The 19,052-nt window shown below is 60.4% G+C and carries 16 protein-coding genes; 2 read left to right on the plus strand and 14 right to left on the minus strand.

The annotated features are described in order from the left end of the window. Window positions 1-26: 26 nt before the first annotated feature. The 6 genes from AC1RL4_RS21040 to kdpF form a co-directional block, all read right to left on the minus strand. The gene (locus AC1RL4_RS21040) at window positions 27-725 is read right to left on the minus strand and encodes a response regulator (protein WP_086944657.1); all 699 of its coding nucleotides are present in this window, start codon (window positions 723-725) and stop codon (window positions 27-29) included. A gap of 48 nt (window positions 726-773) precedes the next feature. Beyond that, a complete protein-coding gene (locus AC1RL4_RS21045) occupies window positions 774-3,425 on the minus strand; it encodes a DUF4118 domain-containing protein (RefSeq protein WP_028939003.1) in 2,652 nt (883 codons plus the stop codon). Between the two features lie 87 nt (window positions 3,426-3,512). Next, window positions 3,513-4,058 carry a potassium-transporting ATPase subunit KdpC gene (gene kdpC, locus AC1RL4_RS21050; protein WP_019582559.1) on the minus strand — a complete coding sequence of 182 codons (546 nt, stop codon included), beginning with the start codon at window positions 4,056-4,058 and terminating at the stop codon, window positions 3,513-3,515. A gap of 241 nt (window positions 4,059-4,299) precedes the next feature. Continuing rightward, window positions 4,300-6,357 (minus strand): potassium-transporting ATPase subunit KdpB, encoded by a 2,058-nt coding sequence (gene kdpB, locus AC1RL4_RS21055; protein ID WP_430954360.1) that lies wholly within the window; start codon window positions 6,355-6,357, stop codon window positions 4,300-4,302. A gap of 10 nt (window positions 6,358-6,367) precedes the next feature. Next, the gene (gene kdpA, locus AC1RL4_RS21060; protein WP_019582561.1) at window positions 6,368-8,062 is read right to left on the minus strand and encodes a potassium-transporting ATPase subunit KdpA; all 1,695 of its coding nucleotides are present in this window, start codon (window positions 8,060-8,062) and stop codon (window positions 6,368-6,370) included. Between the two features lie 8 nt (window positions 8,063-8,070). Beyond that, the gene (gene kdpF, locus AC1RL4_RS21065; protein WP_007899818.1) at window positions 8,071-8,160 is read right to left on the minus strand and encodes a K(+)-transporting ATPase subunit F; all 90 of its coding nucleotides are present in this window, start codon (window positions 8,158-8,160) and stop codon (window positions 8,071-8,073) included. 326 nt (window positions 8,161-8,486) lie between these two features. On the opposite strand from kdpF, the gene eat reads away from it, so the two are divergent. Both eat and AC1RL4_RS21075 read left to right on the plus strand, forming a co-directional pair. Next, window positions 8,487-9,851: an ethanolamine permease gene (gene eat, locus AC1RL4_RS21070; RefSeq protein WP_019582562.1), complete on the plus strand. Its 1,365-nt coding sequence runs from the start codon at window positions 8,487-8,489 to the stop codon at window positions 9,849-9,851. A gap of 125 nt (window positions 9,852-9,976) precedes the next feature. Continuing rightward, window positions 9,977-10,144 carry a DUF2897 family protein gene (locus tag AC1RL4_RS21075; protein WP_008006000.1) on the plus strand — a complete coding sequence of 56 codons (168 nt, stop codon included), beginning with the start codon at window positions 9,977-9,979 and terminating at the stop codon, window positions 10,142-10,144. A 125-nt stretch (window positions 10,145-10,269) separates the two neighbouring features. Here AC1RL4_RS21075 and AC1RL4_RS21080 read toward each other — a convergent pair whose 3' ends face one another. From AC1RL4_RS21080 to AC1RL4_RS21115, 8 genes are all read right to left on the minus strand, one after another. Continuing rightward, on the minus strand, window positions 10,270-11,121 hold the full coding sequence (locus tag AC1RL4_RS21080; protein WP_433785688.1) for an urea carboxylase-associated family protein: 852 nt from the start codon (window positions 11,119-11,121) through the stop codon (window positions 10,270-10,272). 16 nt (window positions 11,122-11,137) lie between these two features. After that, complete coding sequence (locus AC1RL4_RS21085; protein ID WP_019582564.1) at window positions 11,138-11,791, minus strand: GntR family transcriptional regulator; 654 nt, start codon at window positions 11,789-11,791, stop codon at window positions 11,138-11,140. A 78-nt stretch (window positions 11,792-11,869) separates the two neighbouring features. Then, window positions 11,870-13,144, minus strand: coding sequence for a beta-ketoacyl-ACP synthase II (gene fabF / locus AC1RL4_RS21090; RefSeq protein WP_305409783.1), 1,275 nt, complete (start codon window positions 13,142-13,144; stop codon window positions 11,870-11,872). Window positions 13,145-13,175: 31 nt separating this feature from the next. Further along, window positions 13,176-13,970, minus strand: coding sequence for an SDR family NAD(P)-dependent oxidoreductase (locus AC1RL4_RS21095; protein WP_493120071.1), 795 nt, complete (start codon window positions 13,968-13,970; stop codon window positions 13,176-13,178). Window positions 13,971-14,163: 193 nt separating this feature from the next. Next, complete coding sequence (locus AC1RL4_RS21100) at window positions 14,164-14,499, minus strand: ComEA family DNA-binding protein (RefSeq protein WP_019582567.1); 336 nt, start codon at window positions 14,497-14,499, stop codon at window positions 14,164-14,166. A gap of 113 nt (window positions 14,500-14,612) precedes the next feature. Continuing rightward, window positions 14,613-16,607: a polysaccharide biosynthesis protein gene (locus AC1RL4_RS21105; RefSeq protein ID WP_493120074.1), complete on the minus strand. Its 1,995-nt coding sequence runs from the start codon at window positions 16,605-16,607 to the stop codon at window positions 14,613-14,615. Window positions 16,608-16,713: 106 nt separating this feature from the next. Next, on the minus strand, window positions 16,714-17,730 hold the full coding sequence (locus AC1RL4_RS21110; RefSeq protein ID WP_230174449.1) for an MraY family glycosyltransferase: 1,017 nt from the start codon (window positions 17,728-17,730) through the stop codon (window positions 16,714-16,716). Then, entirely contained in the window at window positions 17,727-18,698 is a 972-nt protein-coding gene (locus AC1RL4_RS21115) for a UDP-glucose 4-epimerase family protein (RefSeq protein ID WP_230174451.1), read from the minus strand. The genes AC1RL4_RS21110 and AC1RL4_RS21115 overlap by 4 nt, the downstream gene beginning before the upstream one ends. Window positions 18,699-19,052 lie beyond the last annotated feature (354 nt).

Raw genomic sequence — 19,052 nt, forward strand, 5'->3', positions numbered from 1 at the left:
GCAGAGCGTGGGAGCGATAAACAGAACTAAAGGCTGACTTCACTCAACAACCGATACCCCACCCCCGCCTCGGTGACGATGAACCGCGGCTGAGTCGGATCATCCGCCAGTTTCTGCCGCAAATGCCCGACTACGATCCGCAGATAGTGGCTGTCCTCGGTGTGGGTCGGGCCCCAGATGTCCTTGAGCAATTGCTGCTGGGTGATCACCCGCCCCGGATGCCGCGCCAGTTGCGCCAGCACCGCATACTCCTTGCGCGTCAGCGCCACTTCGGCGCCGTCCAATAGCACCCGGCGATAAGCCAGGTCGACAGTGAGCGGACCGAAATTGAGCGCCGCTTCCTGGGCCTCACCCGTTGGCGCCTGACGCAGCAAGGCGCGCACCCTGGCGAGAAACTCCTGGATGCCGAACGGCTTGGTCACGTAGTCGTTGGCGCCGCCATCCAGCGCCTGGACTTTCTGCCCTTCACTGGCGCGCACCGAGAGCACCAGTACCGGCACCGTCGACCACTCGCGAAACTCGCGCAATACCTGCTGGCCGTCCATGTCCGGCAGGCCGAGGTCGAGCACCAGCAGGTCGGGTTTGTTCAATGCGGCCTGGGCCAGGCCTTCCGAGCCGGTGCCGGCCTCCAGCACTTTGTAGCCTTGGGAGGCGAGGCTGATGCGCAGGAATTTACGGATCTGCGGTTCGTCGTCAATGACCAAAATGGTCGCGGTCTGGCTCATGAATTCACATCAACACAAAGAGGTGGCAAGAGAGTAGCGCAGGCGGGATCAGGCTTCACTGTCCAATCCCGGCTGAGTCTGCAACGGCAAGTGCAGCGTGATGCAGGTGCCGCGCCCTTCGATGCCGTCGGCGACGCTGATCCGCCCGCCATGGGCACCGACCATACCCTGACAGATCGCCAGCCCCAACCCCGTACCCTGCCCACCGCGATCACCACGAGCGGCGGTGTAGAACATGTCGAAAATTTTCGCCCGGTCCTCCTCCGGTATCCCCGGTCCCTCATCACTCACCGAAAAAAACAGCTCGCTGTCAGTGGCGCCGGCGCGCAATTCAAGACGTCCGTGGGGCGGAGAAAAACGCGCGGCGTTTTCCAGCACATTGACCAGTGCTTGCTCGATCAACGCAGCATGCACATAGAGCAGCGGCAGTTCGGCCGGCACTTCGGTCACGACGTGCAACGACGCCAGCACCGCGCGCAGACGATTAAGTGCACTGCCGACGATGTCTGCCGGCGATACCCAGTCCCGCGCCAGCTTCAGGGCGCCGTGACCGAGGCGGGTCATGTCCAGCAGGTTTTGGATGTAGCGATCCAGCCGTTCGGCTTCATCGCGGGTGCCTTCGAGCAGTTCGCGACGGTCCGCAAGCGGAATCGCCTCGCCCAGCGCCAACAGGCTGTCGATGCTGCCGCGCATGGAGGTCAACGGCGTGCGCAAATCGTGGGACACCGACGCCAGCAGCGCACTGCGCAACTGTTCGGTTTCGCCATGCAAACGCGCGGCCTCAAGGTCATCGGCCAGTTGCGCCCGGGCCAACGCCTGGGCCAACGGTTGGCTCAGTGCGGTCAGCAAGCGCCGACGCTGGCCGCTCAGGGTCTGGCCTTCTTTGGCACACACGCCGAGCAATGCCAGCGGCCCGTCGTCCACCGACAACGGCCACCACCACCAGCGCCCGAACGGCAAGGTGCCGGTGCCCGCGCCTGCCGGTTGATCGTGTTGCCAGGCCCAATCGGCGGCGGCGCGCTCGGCCTCGGAAAACTCCAGCGGCCCACCGGTTTCAACTTTCCAGCCGCTCTGGCCATCGCGATTGAGCAGGCACAGCTTCAGGTCGCTCCAGCCGTTGAGATGCTGGGCCGCGGCGCTGACCACGGCCTGACGGTCGGTGGCGGCGGTGAGCTTGCGCGACAGGTCGAGCAGTTCGCTGGTCTCTTCCTGAGTGTCGCGCAAGGCTTCCAGTTGCCGCCGTTGCCGCGCTGCAAGGTTACCGGTCAGGGCCGCCATCAGCAGGAAGAACAGCAAGGTCAGCACGTCTTCTTCGCGCTGAATACTGAAAGAGAACGTCGGCGGAATGAACAGAAAGTCATAGGTCAGAAACGACAGCGCCGCACAAGCCAGCGCCGGGCCAAGACTGCTGCGCACCGCCACCAGCAACACCGCCGCAAGGAACACCAACGAAATGTTGGGCAGTGGCAAGACGCTCGACACCGCCCAGGCCAAGGCACTGGCGAGCACCGTCGCCACCAGCGCCAACGCGTAGTCGAACCACACCAGCGACTGCGCCGAACGCTGACGTGGCTGATGCTGTTCGTGATCGCTGTCGAGCACGTTGATTTCCAGCCCGCGAGCATCGCGCAACAAACGCGACGCCAGGCCGCCGCCGAACAAGCGTCGACGCAAACGCTGGCGTGACTGGCCCACCAGTACCAGGCTGGCGCGACGTTCAGCGGCGTGCTGGATCAGGGTTTTCGCCACCTCACCGGCGCGCAGCAACACCACTTCGCCACCGAGGCGTTCGGCCAGTTGCTGGGCGCTTTGCAGGCGCAGGCGCGACTGTTCGTCACGCACCCGGCCGTTGTCCACATGCACCAGGCTCCACGGCAGATGCCGCCGCTGGGCGACGCGACTGGCGTGACGCACCAGACGCTCGGCCTGCGCATCGCCATCGACGCCCACCAGCAAGCGACCGCGCACCGCTGGCGCCGCTTGCCCTAACTGGCGATACCCCTGCGCCAGATCGTTATCGACCTGAGCGGCGGCGGTTTGCATCGCCAGTTCGCGCAGGGCGGTGAGGTTGGTCTGGGTGAAGAACGCATCGATGGCCGCCCGCGCCTGCTCCGGCACGTAGACTTTGCCGTCGCGCAGACGCTCCAGCAACTCACGCGGCGGCAGGTCGATCAGCAGCAGTTCGTAGGCTTCTTGCAACACCCAGTCCGGCAGGGTTTCACGCACCTGTACGCCGGTGATGCCGCGCACCTGATCGTTGAGGCTTTCCAGATGCTGGACGTTGACCGTGGTGAACACGTCGATGCCGGCAGCCAGCAATTCCTGGATGTCTTGCCAGCGTTTGGTGTGACGGCTGCCGGGGGCATTGGTGTGGGCCAGTTCGTCGACCAGCACCAGTTTCGGTTTGGCGGCGAGCAAGCCATCGAGGTCCATTTCTTCGAGCATGACGCCACGGTATTCCGAGCGCACCAACGGCTGCTGCGGTAAACCGGCGAGGAGTGCTTCGGTTTCGGCGCGGCCATGGGTTTCGACCACCCCGGCCAGGACTTTCACGCCCTGGCGCAGTTGAGTGTGGGCGGCCTGGAGCATGGCGTAGGTCTTGCCGACCCCCGGAGCGGCGCCAAGGAACACCTTGAGCCGGCCGCGACCATCGCGGGGCAGGTCTGCTAACAGCGCATCGGCGCGGCCGGAATCACTCATGCTGGAAGTTCTCTCTTATGCTGATGTTGATGCAGTGACTGTCAGGGCCTCTTCGCGGGCTTGCCCGCGATTAGCGGCGCCACCGATTTACAGCTTTTCCAGCGCCAGGTTCAACTCAAGCACATTCACCACCGGCGGCCCCACCAACGGCTGTTCGATGTGCGCATTCATCAATTGCTCAAGCGTAGACACCGGCAGATTACGCGCTGCCGCGACACGCGCCAGTTGATAGGCAATCGCCGCTGGTGGCAAGTGCGGATCGAGGCCGCTGCCGGAGGTGGTCAGCAGCGCCAACGGCACCGGCCCCTGCCCGGCCACCTGCAGTTTATTGGCCTCCTCGATCACCCGAGTAGCCAGCGCCGGATTACTCGGTGAAAGGTTGCTGGCGCTGCTCGACACGGTGGCAAAGGCACCGGCCGATGGCCGTGGGTGGAACCAGGCGTCGCCGACAAAATCCTGGGCAATCAGCGACGAGCCGCGGATCTTGCCGTCGGCGTCGCGCACCAGGCTGCCATTGGCCTGGTCCGGGAAGGCAACCTGGGCAACGCCGGTCACCACCAAGGGGTAGGCGACGCCGGTGATCAGGGTCATCAGCACCAGCAGGCTCAGGGCCGGACGTATCAGTGTGGACATTTCAAAATCCTCGATTCGATAAAAAACTCAGGTCTGGATGCTACTGCTCAGGCAATAGTGCTTCTTGTGGTGAGGGGGCTTGCCCCCGTTGGGTTGCGCAGCAGCCCCAATGCGGCAACCGCGAGCTGTCTGGCCCAACGAGTTGGCTGGTTTCAGGACTGCTACGCAGTCCAACGGGGGCAAGCCCCCTCACCACAAAAGCTCCCTCGCCACAAAAAGCCCCTGCCTCAAACAACAACCGCTAAACCAGATGCAACGCCGTCAACAGCATGTCGATCGCCTTGATGCCCACGAACGGCACCAGAATCCCGCCCAGTCCATAGATCAGCAGATTGCGTCGCAACAACGCCGCCGCACTCGCCGCCTGCACCCGCACACCGCGCAGCGCCAGTGGAATCAGCACCACAATGATCAGGGCGTTGAACACGATCGCCGACAGAATCGCGCTCTGCGGACTGCTCAGGTGCATGACGTTGAGCACACCCAATTGCGGGTAGATCGAGGCGAACAGCGCCGGCAGGATCGCGAAGTACTTGGCCACGTCGTTGGCGATGGAAAAGGTAGTCAGCGCACCACGGGTCACCAACAATTCCTTGCCGATCTGCACCACGTCCAACAGCTTGGTCGGGTCGCTGTCGAGGTCGACCATGTTCGCCGCCTCCCGCGCCGCCTGCGTGCCATCGTTCATCGCCATGCCCACGTCCGCCTGAGCCAGGGCCGGGGCGTCGTTGGCGCCATCGCCGCACATGGCAACCAGCCGACCGTCGTTCTGCTCATGGCGAATGCGCGCCAGTTTCTTCTCCGGCGTGGCTTCGGCCAGTACGTCATCCACGCCCGCTTCGGCAGCAATCGCGGCGGCGGTCAGTGGGTTGTCGCCGGTAATCATGACCGTGCGAATCCCCAGTTTGCGCAGCTCGGCGAAACGTTCGCGGATGCCGGGTTTGACCACGTCCTTCAGATGGATCACACCGAGCAATTTGCCGTCGGCGCACACCAGCAACGGCGTGCCACCGCTCTGGGCGATCTTGTCGATTTCCCGGGACAGGGCGGGAGCCAGATCAGCGCGTTTCAGGCCGACGAAATTCAGCAGCGAATCCACCGCGCCCTTGCGATAGACCCGGCCCTGATAGTCGACACCGGACAGGCGGGTTTCAGCGCTGAACGGCACGGCGGTCAGTACTGCGGGGGACGGTTCGGGGTGCGAGTGAAGACCGCGCAGGTAGTCGACGATGGATTTGCCTTCAGCGGTGTCATCGGCCAGAGAGGCGAACAACGCGCCTTCGGCCAGTTCCTTGGCGCTGACGCCTGGTGCGGCATAAACCGCGCTGCAGCGACGGTTGCCGAAGGTGATGGTGCCGGTCTTGTCCAGCAGCAGGACGTGCACGTCCCCCGCCGCTTCCACGGCGCGACCGGATTTGGCGATCACGTTCAGGCGCACCAGACGGTCCATCCCGGCGATACCGATTGCCGACAGCAGGCCACCAATGGTGGTCGGAATCAGCGTGACCAACAACGCGACCAGGAACACCAGCGGCAGGTTACCGTTGGCGAAGTGGGCGAACGGTTGCAGGGTCACCACCACCAGCAAGAAGATCAGGGTCAAGCCGATCAGCAGGATATCCAGCGCCACTTCGTTCGGGGTTTTCTGGCGCTTGGCGCCTTCGACCAGCGCGATCATGCGATCCAGGGTCGACTCGCCGGGGTTGGCGGTGATGCGCACCAACAACCAGTCCGACACCAGACGAGTGTTGCCGGTGACAGCCGAGCGGTCGCCGCCGGACTCGCGAATCACGGGCGCCGATTCACCGGTAATCGCCGCTTCGTTGACCGCCGCGATGCCTTCGATCACCTCGCCGTCACCGGGAATCATCTCCCCCGCTTCGACGCGCACCACGTCGCCCTTGCGCAGGCTATTGGCGGGCACTACCTGAAAGCTGCCATTGGCACTTTTGCGCCGGGCGCTCAAGCCAACACTGCCGGCCTTGAGACTGTCGGCGCGGGCCTTGCCGCGACCTTCGGCCAACGCTTCGGCGAAGTTGGCGAACAGTACGGTGAACCACAGCCACAGCGCGATTTGCGCGGCAACGAAGGTCGGCACGGCGCTGTCGGGAATGAAGCACAGCACGGTGGTGAGGATAGCGGTCAGTTCCACCACCAGCATCACTGGCGCACGCTGCAATTGCCGAGGGTCGAGCTTGACGAACGCTTGCACCAGCGCCGGACGCCAGAGGGCCGAGATCGCAGTTTTCGGTTGTTCCGGCGCTTTGGCGGCGACGGTTTTGGTAACGGGCATATTCATCATTAGATCCTCAGAAGCCCATGCTCAAGTGTTCAGCGATAGGACCCAGCGCCAATGTCGGCAGGAAGGTCAAACCACCCACCAGCAAAATGGTCACGGTCAGCAAGGTCACGAACAGCGGGCCATGGGTGGGGAAGCTGTTCTGGCCAATCGGCGCGGTTTTCTTCATCGCCAGGCTGCCGGCCAGGGCCAGCACCGGAAGGATGTAACCGAAGCGCCCGATCAACATGCCCAGCCCCAGCATCAGGTTGTGGAACGCGGTGTTGGCACCAAAGCCGCCGAAGGCAGAACCGTTGTTGGCACTGGCCGAGGTGTAGGCATAAAGCAACTGACTGAAACCATGAGCACCGGGGTTGCTCACCGCCGCCACCGGGCCTGGCAGGCTGGCGGCAATCGCGCCGAGCACCAGCACGCCCACCGGCATCACCAGCAAGGTCACCACCAGCAGCTGAACTTCCCGGGCTTGCAGTTTCTTGCCGAGGTATTCCGGCGTGCGACCGATCATCAGCCCGGCGAGGAACACCGCGATCAACACGTTGAGCAACATGCCGTAGAGCCCGGCACCGACACCGCCGAAGATCACCTCGCCGACCATCATGTTGACCATCGCGACCATACCGCTCAGCGGGTTGAGGCTGTCGTGCATGCCGTTGACCGAACCGTTGGACGCTGCGGTAGTGGTCACCGACCACAGCACGGTGGCGGTGGTGCCGAAACGCGCTTCCTTGCCTTCCAGCGGCGCGGTCTGTTCGACGGCGACGTTGGCCAAGGTTGGATTGGGTTGGTATTCAGCCCACAGCGACGTCGCGCCACCGATCAAAAACAGCGCCAGCATGCAGGCGATGATCGCGCGGCTCTGACGCAGGTCTTTCACGTAATGGCCGAAGGTGAACACCAACGCCACCGGAATCAGAATGATCGAGGCGACTTCGAACAGGTTGCTCCACGCCGTCGGGTTCTCGAACGGATGCGCCGAGTTGACGCCGAAGAAGCCACCGCCGTTGGTGCCCAGTTGCTTGATCGCAATCTGGCTGGCGGCCGGGCCGAGCGGGATCACCTGATCGACGCCCTGCATCGTCACGGCATTCACATATTGCGCGAAGGTTTGCGGCACGCCCTGCCACACCAGATACAGCGCCAGCAGCAAGCACAGAGGCAGCAGGCCGTAGAGGGTGGCGCGGGTCATGTCGACCCAGAAGTTGCCCAGGGTCTTGGTCGACTTGCGACCGATGCCGCGACACAGTGCAACCAGAACCGCCAGGCCGGTGGCGGCGCTGACGAAGTTCTGTACGGTGAGGCCGACCATCTGGCTCAAGTAGCTCAGGGTCGCTTCGCCACTGTAGGACTGCCAGTTGGTGTTGGTCATGAAGCTGACGGCGGTATTGAACGCTTGTGTCCACTCCTGGCCCGGCAAGTTTTGCGGGTTCAGTGGCAAGTGATCCTGGAACAACAGAATCGCAAACAGCAGCAAAAAACCCGCAAGGTTGAAGGCGAGCAAGGCCAGGGTGTATTTCTGCCAACTCTGTTCGGCCTGCGGATCGACGCCGGCCACCCGATAGCAGCCACGCTCCACCGGGCCGAGAATCGGCGAAAGCCAGGTACGCTGCCCTTCCATCACCTTGTAGTAGAAGCGCCCCAGAAACGGTGCCGGAATCAGCACCACGGCGAAGAAGGCGAGGATCAGCCAATAGTCATAACTGTGCATAGCCGCTCCTAGTTCCGGTCCGCGCGCAACAGCGCAACCAACAGATAAATGAACAGCCCCACTGCCAATAGCAGTGACACTCCGTCCAGAACGCTCATGGAAGTTCTCCGTGTTACGGCGTATTGCCGCGTGTGGAGTGATTGTCGGCAGGGAGGCTGTAAAGGAGCGAGATCGAGGGGTGTGGCGGGGCATAAAGAATGTGTAAAGAGTGGGTTTATGCCGGGGTTGCTGTGGTGTCCGGGCTTGCTCGCGAAGGCGGCAGCACTGACGACACTGCCCCCAACTGGCGCACAAAAAGCGGCTAATCCGCCGCGAACATCCCCGATACGACACCTTTTCGCGCTTTACGACTGCCACCACAACACTGGCACGCCCGCTGCACACGCCCTCCCCCGAGCTTTCCAAACCGTTCAGGGGGCAACACATGAACACACAACTCAAACCCACGCTGGGCACGCTGCACCTGTGGGGTATCGCGGTCGGGCTGGTGATTTCCGGTGAGTACTTCGGCTGGAGTTACGGCTGGGGCGTGGCCGGTACGCTGGGTTTTCTGGTGACCTCATTCATGGTCGCCACGATGTACACCTGCTTCATCTTCAGTTTTACCGAGCTAACCACCGCGATTCCCCATGCCGGCGGTCCCTTTGCCTACAGCCGCCGTGCCTTTGGCGAGAAAGGCGGATTGATTGCCGGGCTGGCAACGCTGATCGAATTCGTCTTCGCGCCACCGGCGATTGCCCTGGCGATCGGCGCCTATCTGAACGTGCAGTTTCCCGCCCTCGACCCGAAACACGCAGCAGTCGGGGCGTACATCGTGTTCATGGGCCTGAACATTCTCGGCGTGAAACTGGCCGCCACCTTCGAACTGGTGGTCTGCGTATTGGCAGTCGCCGAACTGCTGGTGTTCATGGGCGTGGTCGCCCCGGCGTTCAGTTTCAGCAACTTCGCCCTCAACGGCTGGGCCGGCTCTGATGTGTTCGGTGCGCCGGCGATTGCCGGGATGTTCGCGGCGATCCCGTTCGCCATCTGGTTCTTCCTGGCCATCGAAGGCGCGGCCATGGCCGCCGAAGAAGCCAAGGATCCGAAACGCACAATTCCCAAGGCCTACATCAGCGGCATCCTGACCCTGGTGCTGCTGGCGATGGGCGTGATGTTCTTTGCCGGGGGTGTCGGCGACTGGCGCACCCTGTCGAACATCAACGATCCGCTGCCGCAAGCGATGAAAGCCGTGGTTGGCGAAAGCTCCGGCTGGTTGCACATGCTGGTGGGGATCGGCCTGTTCGGCCTGGTGGCGAGTTTCCATGGGATCATCCTCGGCTACTCGCGGCAGTTCTTCGCCCTCGCCCGGGCCGGTTACCTGCCGGCATCGCTGGCCAAACTGTCGCGCTTCCAGACCCCGCACCGGGCAATCATCGCCGGTGGCGTGATCGGCATCGCGGCGATCTACAGTGACGGCTTGATCAACCTCGGCGGCATGACGCTGACGGCGGCAATGATCACCATGGCGGTATTCGGTGCGATCGTGATGTACATCATGAGCATGCTCAGCCTGTTCAAACTGCGCAAAACCGAACCGAACCTGGAACGCACTTTCCGCGCGCCTTGCTACCCGTTGCTGCCATTCATTGCGCTGGTGTTGGCGGTGGTTTGCCTGGTGGCGATGGCCTGGTTCAACACCTTGATCGGGTTGATCTTCCTCGGCTTCATGGCAGTGGGTTTCGTGTACTTCATGCTGACCGCGCAACTGCGTGCCGATGCACCGGCGGATGCGATGTTGACCGGGCTCTAAACAGCCGCAGTGCTGCTGTCGGATCAGGCATAGAATGGAACCACTGCGAAATTCCATCGCTCAAAAGTGGTATGCAGGATCGGTTGGCGAAACCCGCCCACCGACCTGCCCTCAAGGAGAATCCTATGCCCTGGTATGCCTGGTTGATTCTGATCGTTGCCATCGGCTCGATCGTTGGCGGTTTGATGATGCTGCGCGACACCGCCAACAAGGTCGAATTGACTGAAGAGCAACGCAAGCGCGTCGCCGAACGCAATGCGGAAGCGGATGCCAAGGATGCGCAGGACCGCTGACCGAAATTGTGGTGAGGGGGCTTGCCCCCTCGCCGCACCGCCCCGTTGGGGCGCGAAGCGGCCCTAAAACATTTACGACTGCTTCGCAGCCGGACGGGGGCAAGCCCCCTCGCCACAAAAGCCCCTCACTTTTCCCAATCGGCCTTGGCAATGTGCAAGCCATGCAACCCCTTGTAAGCCGCACGCTCCGGCTGGCTCCAGCCTTCAAGCAACGAATCCTCCAACCGGTAAATCTCCACCCCCAGAGGGCGACACACACTCAACGGATCCTGCGCATCCGGCCCCCACATGGCCAGCGACAGATCGCCACCCGGGCAGGTCGATAGCGCACACAAAAGATCAATCTCGGCAAAGAACTCCAGATAATCGCCCTTCTGCGCCGGGCAGGCTTTCATGAAATACAGGTCGTCGTGGTTCAGGCCGGTGCACTGGAAAATGTTCAACACGTCATGCACATCGAACTCGGTCAGGCCATGGGGCAATACGGCGCGAGTCAGGTTGGAGTGGCAGTGATGATGGAAGTCTTCGCCGGTAAGCATTTTGTTCACGTAAGGATCGCAGCGCGTTCCCAGCAAATCGTGCAAACGCCCGCCGTGTTCGTCGATGCCATAACCGGCCAGGCTGTCGTCGGTAATGGTCACCAGCGGCCGTAAAAATGGCAGGTTCGACCAGAGCCGGTCATGGGTGCTGACATGGGCGCCCTGCAACTGCCGGGTTCGCGCCGCCCACAGGCGCTCGCGTGGATCGTGGGCATTCCAGACGTTGAAATCCCCGACTTGCGGGCCGACCGGGGTCGTGACCCTGAACACGTGCCCGGCCGGCACATTCCACGCCCGACCGGTGCGGATCGGCACTTCGAACTGCTCGATCAGCGTGCGCCGCTCTTTCTGGTCGCGGATCCGTTCGTAGAAGGCTGTGTCCACCTGCAAGGCCGAGCCTTTGCTGACTTGATAGGCCGCCGGATAGTCTTTGTACATGGCACAAAATCCTCGATCAGTGATGGGAAGAAGGGGCAAGCATCTGCAACAGGAGGTGTTCGGAATCGTCGAGATAACGGCTCATGGCGTCCGCAGCCGCGCGCTTGTCGCCGTCGGCCAGCAACTCATGTATCTGCCGGTCACGCGCCAGCCAGGGCGCCTGAAAACGTGATTCATCGGGAGCGGTGCAAAACACTAGGCGCAGTTGCGCGACGACGTTGGTGAAGAACTCATCGAACAACGGACTGCGCAGCAATCCGACGATGTGTTGATGAAAGGCCAGGCTGTGGGTGCCGACGGCGCGCCAGTCCTCACGCTCCCGGGCCAGTTCGGTGGCCTCCAGGGCTTCGAGCATCCGGTCGGACTGATACTCACGCAATGGCTGGCTGGCGCTGATGGCTTGCAGTTCCAGGGTGCGCCGAACCTTGAACAGATCGCGCACATCATCGGCCCCCAGCCTGCGCACCATCACGCCCTTGTTGCGGACATAGCGGGTCAACCCTTCTTGCCCCAGACGGTGCAACGCCTCGCGAATGGTGTTGCGCGAGGCGTTGTAAGCCGACACCAGATCGTTTTCCACCAACGCCATGCCGGGCAGCAAACGACCGCCGATGATGTCAGCGCGCAATTCCAATGTGATGTGGTCGGCCAGGGACAGTCCGCTGCTCATACTCAACGCCTCGTGATTGTTCAACAATCGTCTGCGAATGAGTAATCACTATTCGTGCCATCACCTGCCTGTCGTGAACTAGTCCTCCCAGTATTTGAACAATACGCTGGCGTTCACACCGCCGAATCCGAAACCGTTGGACATCGCGTAGTCGATGTTCATTGGTCGCGCCTGACCGTGAACGATGTCCACGCCTTCGGTAGCCGGATCCGGGTTATCGAAGTTGAGCGTGGCCGGCACCACCTGATCGCGCAGCGCCAACAGGGTAAAGATCGCCTCGACCCCGCCTGCGGCGCCGAGCAGATGCCCGGTGGCGGACTTGGTCGACGTCACCGCGATCTTGTTGTCCGAGCCGAACAGCGACTTGATGGCCGCCAGCTCTCCCAAATCGCCAACCGGTGTCGAGGTGGCGTGCGCGTTGAGATGCTGCACCTGTGCCGGCGAAATGCCCGCCTGAGCCAACGCCAGCGACATCGCCCGACGCGCACCGCTGCCATCCTCCGGCCCCGCAGTCAGGTGATAAGCATCGGCGCTGGTGCCGTAACCGACCAGCTCAGCTAATGGTTGTGCGCCGCGTGCCAGGGCATGTTCCAGGGATTCGATCACCAGCAGGCCCGAACCCTCGCCCATCACGAAGCCATCGCGCCCACTGTCGAACGGCCGCGAGGCGCGCTCCGGGGTATCGTTGTAACCGCTGGACAAGGCCCGTGCCGCAGCGAACCCGGCGAGACTGACCCGATCGATCGCCGCCTCCGCGCCGCCACACACCGCAATATCCGCCTCACCGCAGCGAATCAGCCGAGCCGCGTCACCAATCGCCTGAACCCCGGCCGCGCACGCTGTTACCGGAGCCCCCAAAGGGCCCTTGAAACCGTGCTGGATCGACACATGGCCCGCGGCGAGGTTGACCAGAAACGAAGGAATGGTGAACGGTGATAACCGTCGCGGACCACGGCTGTCGGTGGTGCGCACCGCATCGGCAATCGCGCCGAAACCACCCACGCCCGAGCCGATAATGGTGGCCGTGCGCTCCTGGGCATTGGCGTCGAGCGCTTGCCAACCGGCCTGCTCCACTGCCTGACGCGCCGCCTCCATGGCGAACACAATGAAGCGGTCCATCTTCTTCTGCTCTTTGGGCGGCGTCGCCCGATCCGGGTCAAAACCCGCCTCGGCATCTTCCGCCAGAGTCGGCACCACGCCACCGACCTTGGCCGGCAAATCGGCAACCACCTCGTCCGGCAACGCCCGCACCCCGGAGCGTCCAGCCAACATACGCGCCCAAACCGCTTCGACGCCGCTCCCCAACGGACACACCAGGCCCATGCCCGTGACTACCACCCGACGATTACTCATAGCGCAAATACCTCAGTCGATTCATGGCGCCTCACTTGTAACGCGCGGCGGCCGTGCTTCTGGACAGATTCGGCGCCATCGCATGACGCGCCGCCATAAAAGCTTCCCACTCGGAGGCATTCGGTAACGAAGGAATGGTGATCAGTTCACCCTGATCCAGACCCGACAACGCCGCGTCGACCATCTCTCCCGCTTCCATGATCATGTCCTCCGGAATCTGGGACGCATCAATACCGGAACGCTCCAAAATCTCGGTGCGTGTCACGCCCGGCAATACCGCTTGCACCTGAACCCCGGTGCCTTGCAGCTCAGTATTCAACGACTGAGTCAGGCTCAATACATAAGCCTTGCTCGCGCTGTACGTCGCGTTGAACCGCTCAGGAAACAACGCCACCACCGACGCAATATTGATAATCGTCCCACGACCGGCCTTGGTAAAACCGGCTGCCGCCGCCGAAGCCAACCGCGTCACCGTGGTGACGTTCAGTTGAATCAAGCGCTCCATCTGATCCATGTCGGCGTTGGCCAACAAACCATCCGCCGCGATACCGGCGTTGTTCAACAATAGGCTGATGCTTGAATCGCTGCGCAGACGCTGCTCAATCTTCAATACATCATCCTTTTGCGTCAGATCCGCCTTGAGCACCTCCACCTGAACACCATGCTCCGCGCGCAATTTGCTCGCGGCAGCCTCCAGCCGTTCCTGATCACGGGCAACCAGCAATAAATCAAAACCACGCGCCGCCAACCGTTGCGCGTAAACCGCACCGATGCCGGAAGAAGCGCCGGTGACAAGGGCCGTACCTTGGGTCTGGACAGAATTCATGACAGTGCTCCTGGGAGGATGCTTAAGGGAAGACGAATGCTTCAGCGAACGACGGATTTATTATAGGCATAATTTTATCGCCATATGATAGCCGTAATTTTTTGCATCCCGATAAAAGGTGCCAGATAACCCTCTGCAGCAATAAGCAAAAAAGGCCGGTCAATGACCGGCCTCCTGGTGTGGATTTATAAGCTTAGTTCACTTCCAGCTTGTCGCGATTCTTGTCCAGAATGGCTTTGCCGATACCCTTCACTTCCAGCAGTTCGTCTACCGACGAAAATGGCCCATTACTCTCACGATAAGCAACAATCGCCTTGGCCTTCGCCTCACCGATCCCGGTCAACTCCCGTTGCAGGGTTGGCGCATCGGCCCCATTCAGATCGACCTTAGCGGTTTGAGGCTTGGCGGCAGCGTCCAGCACCAAGGGTGCCTTGGCAGCCTCTGGCGTAGCCGTCGGCGCAGCGATTGCCGCAATAGAGGCGCTGGTGAGCAGGGCAAAAACCAGAGAGTAGAAATAGCCAGTACGCATAAATGAAGCTCCATGACATCGATTGGAAGAAGCAGCTTTTCCGAAGCTGCCTCCCAAACTTAGGCGATGTGATGGAGCTGTCAAAAGTGTGTCCGTTACAGGATGTGAAACAATCAGGGTTCGAGGCGGCGTTGCTGGTGAATCCAGTCGACGATCTCGCCGTCGGGCGTGTAGCCGCTGACCGTTTCGCGTAGAAGTTGACGGACGCGGGCGTAATCATCCTCCTCGACAGCGATCAGTAACTCAGTGAGACGCCCCTTGAGCACGTCCCAGAGCAAATGGTCTTCATTGGCAGTCATGATCATCGGATGTGGCGTCGCGGCAACGTTATCGCCGATCAGCAATTCTTCGTAGAGCTTCTCACCCGGACGCAGGCCCGTAAACTCGATCGAAATATCGCCCTGGGGATTTCGCTCGGAACGGATGCTCAAGCCGGACAGGTGAATCATCTTCTCCGCCAGCTCGACAATCTTCACCGGTTCGCCCATGTCCAGCACGAACACATCACCGCCCTGCCCCATGGAACCGGCTTGAATCACCAGTTGCGCAGCTTCGGGGATGGTCATGAAGTAGCGGGTGATTTTCGGGTGTGTGACGGTCAGCGGGCCGCCGGATTTGATCTGGCTGTGGAACAGTGGGATCACCGAACCGGAAGACCCCAATACATTACCGAAGCGCACCATGGTGAAACGGGTCTTGTTGACGCGCGATACATTGGCTTTATCGCCGAACAGCACAGGGGCAATTTCACGACTCAGGGCTTGAAGCGTCAGCTCCGCCAGGCGCTTGGTACTGCCCATGATGTTGGTCGGACGTACGGCCTTGTCGGTGGAGATCAGCACGAAGTTGGCGACCCCCGCCTGCAACGCAGCCTGAGCCGTATTCAGGGTTCCGATAACGTTATTCAGCACGCCCTCGGCAATGTTGTGCTCGACCATTGGCACATGCTTGTAGGCAGCGGCGTGGTAGACGGTGTCCACCCCCCAGGTCTTCATCACATCGAGCAGTTTGTGCGGGTGACGAATGGAACCAAGGATAGGCAGCAATTTGACCGGGACCGACTCACGGGTGGCGCGCTGCTCCAATTCCGACAGGATGCTGTAGAGATTGAACTCACTGTGCTCAAACAGCAGAAGCGTGGTCGGGCCCAGCGAAAAAATCTGCCGGCACAGCTCCGAACCAATCGAGCCGCCGGCACCCGTGACCATCACTGTCTTGCCTTTGATACAGCGCTCGAGTAAATCCGCCTGGGCCGGCACGGCATCACGGCCCAGCAAGTCAGCGATATCCACTTCCTGGATGTCTTCAACCTTGACCCGACCACTGGCCAGATCGGTGAAGTTCGGGACGCTACGCACATGGAGGGGATAGGCTTCCAGCAGATTGAGAATTTCCCTGCGTCGTGCGCGGGTGGATGACGGTAGGGCCAGGAGAATTTCCTGTGCGCCGGTGACGTCGATCATCTGCTGGATGTGTTTGGGTTTGTAGACCTGGAGGCCTGAGATAGAGCGATCGGCGATGCTGGGGTCGTCGTCGATGAATGCCACTGGGCGCATCACTCGGCCCATGCGCAATGCAGCCACCAACTGATTGCCTGCCACTCCTGCACCGTAGATGGCGACTTTGGTGAGGCCGTCGTCGCGGTTGGTGAACGGTACGTGTTGCGAAGCAGAAAACCAGTCCCCCATGAAGTACTGGCGCATACAGAGACGCAGCCCGCCGATAATGACGAGGCTTAGCCACCAGTAGTTGAAGATTATGGAGCGCGGGACGACGGTTTCGTGGTTGCTATACCAATAGACCACGACCGCCAGAATCAGCGAGGATAGGCTGACAGCCTTGATAATGGCAATCAACGCATCATTGCCGAAATAGCGCATGACGGCGCGATACATTCCAAAGCGTATGAAGAGTGGAATGGCGACGACAGGAGCGCTAACAAACAGCCAAAAATGGACCTTGAGGGGGTTGTACATGTCATCGATCCCCAAACGGACGATGAACGCCAACCACAGGGCGACCCAAACCAGAAATATATCTGTGCTTACCTGAATCAGTCGTTTTTGCCGTCTGGGAAGCGCTACAAGACGCTGTCTGACCTTATCCATAAACTCTTCAAACACCTCAGCCACCTCACCTGACCTACCGCAACTCTTATAGGAGCATCCAATCCACGTTAGACACAAATGAAAGGACTGTTACTCAGTTCTTCATTTATGCCGTTTCGAGGTCTCCAGCGCGAAACTTTATTGCCAGTACAAGCAGTGGAGCATAGGCCAGAATCAAGCCCAAACCACCGTCCAGGTCATAATGTGTAACCCCCAGAGCAATTGGCAACAACCAAAGCAAATTGATCGCCCCAACAGCCGCAGTAACCGGTAAATGCTTGCCAAACCGCCGGGAGGCGAACTGATAGGCATGGCTACGGTGCGCTTCATAAACCTTATCGCCTCGAAGCAAACGGCGAAACAGCGTGAATGTCGCATCAACGATGAATACGCCGAGCAAAATCAGCCAGCCCCATAAAAAGTCGGCAGAGAACCAGGCAGCCTGAAGCGACAACCCTCCGAGCACAATGCCCAGGAATCCACTCCCGGCATCCCCCATGAAAATCCTGGCGGGGGGGAAATTCCAAAAGAGAAAGCCCGCCACGGAAACGGCCAATAACAATGGCGCCCAGACCAGGTCCGTCGCACCACCCACCCAATACAGAAGACACGCACCAAGACAAACGCAAATCGCCTCGACGCTGGCAATGCCATCGATACCGTCCATGAAATTGTAGAGGTTGAGCAGCCACACTAAATAGAACGCCGCCAACACATGGCCCAACCAACCGAGGTCGAAAGTTTCCCCCCAGATCTCGACGGCCGGCAATCCACCTAACCAGAACAGCAACCACATCGAAGCAACGAAATGTCCCAGCAAACGCCAACGGGCGGCGATGTGTCCGTGGTCATCCATAAATCCGATAAGGGCGATCAGAGCGCCTGCACCAACCATCGCGAAGAAGAACGAGGACGTGACCAACGAATGCGCATACATCGCACACAGCATCAACAGAAACACCACTACAATCGCCACTCCGCCGCCCCTGGGCGTAGGCATGGAGTGCGAGCTTCGTGCATTGGGAATATCCATCAAGCTTCGCGCCAATGCGTACTGACGCAGTAACGCGGTGAGGATGAACGAAGCAGCACCTGCTGCTGGAAGAAGCCACCAGAGATTCATGCTTGATCGGATTCCAGAAAGTGTCGGGCAGTGGAAAGTAACGCCTGGTCCAGTGTCACAGGCGGAGACCACCCCAATAAACGATGGTTTTTCTCAATGTCGACCTGCAGCGACCCTAGCAGGCGCTGACTCATTGCCCCTTTCCCGGACAGAATCGCCATACAGCGTAAGAGCCCGGCAGGTACTGGCAGAAGACGGACTGGACAGCCCAGGGAGGCTCCCATACGACGCAATAGCCCAGTTGTCGACACATCTTCGCCATCGCTCGCCAGAAAAATCTGGTTGGCCGCCCCCGGGTGCTCTAAACAGGTTACGATCAGATCGACCAAATTGTCGATGGCTACCAGGCTGCGACGGTTGTCTATGGCCCCCAGGGGCAGTGGAACTCCCCGGCTAAGCCAGCGCATCATGCTGAGCATGTTGGCTTTGACGCCTGGGCCATAGACAAGGACCGGTCGGATGATCACGACCTCCATGCCGGTGCCGGCAGCAAGCGCGAGCAAACCTTGCTCGGCCTCATATTTGGAGATGCCATAAGGATCTATCGGCGCCGGAACGTCATCGGCGGTATAGGGCTTGCCACGAGACGTGCCTTCACCGTTGACCTTGATGGAACTGATATAAACGAAGCGTTTGACGCCTGCCCTTGCAGCTTGGCGAGCGAGATTCAAGGTCCCATCGACATTGACCTTGCGAAAAGCCATGAGCGGATCACTATCCGATTCATGCATTACATGCACGCGCGCCGCCAAGTGAACAACAATACCGACATCCGTCAAGGCACTCTGCCAGTCCGTGTCCCCGTCAAGTCCCTGTATGAAAAGACTATGCACCGCTGAAGGAAAACTGCCATGTGGGTAACGGGTGGAGGCAATCAGGCTATACCGCTGATCCATGCAGAGGGTTTTTATCAGGCTCTTTCCTACAAAGCCCGAGCCACCTGTCACAAGAACTAACTCAGAACTCATTTCGATACTCTTTAGACATCGACAGATTTTCTTGGCATCGAAATTTCAAATACTGGATAAAACGATCTACGGACGTTTAGAAAAGTCGATAGGTTGTCAAATATTACAGATCTTGCCTGGCGCCACTGATCTTCCAAACTTAACGGTATATTCCGGACTTGAGCAGGAAGGCCTGCCCCGCCGCAGCAGGATCAGCTAGAGCAAAAAATCGGGCCGATAGTATCACGGAGCTTTCACTGATCCCATTCAAGCGAACATTTTCGCACCCCCTGAAAAGCAGGTTCAGGGGTTGGCAAGACACGGATTTCTTGTAAACCGCATCGACCGCCCGGTATCCGGTACGAGTGTCCGACA

The organism is Pseudomonas sp. GW822-FHT07A10 (genome assembly GCF_058798795.1).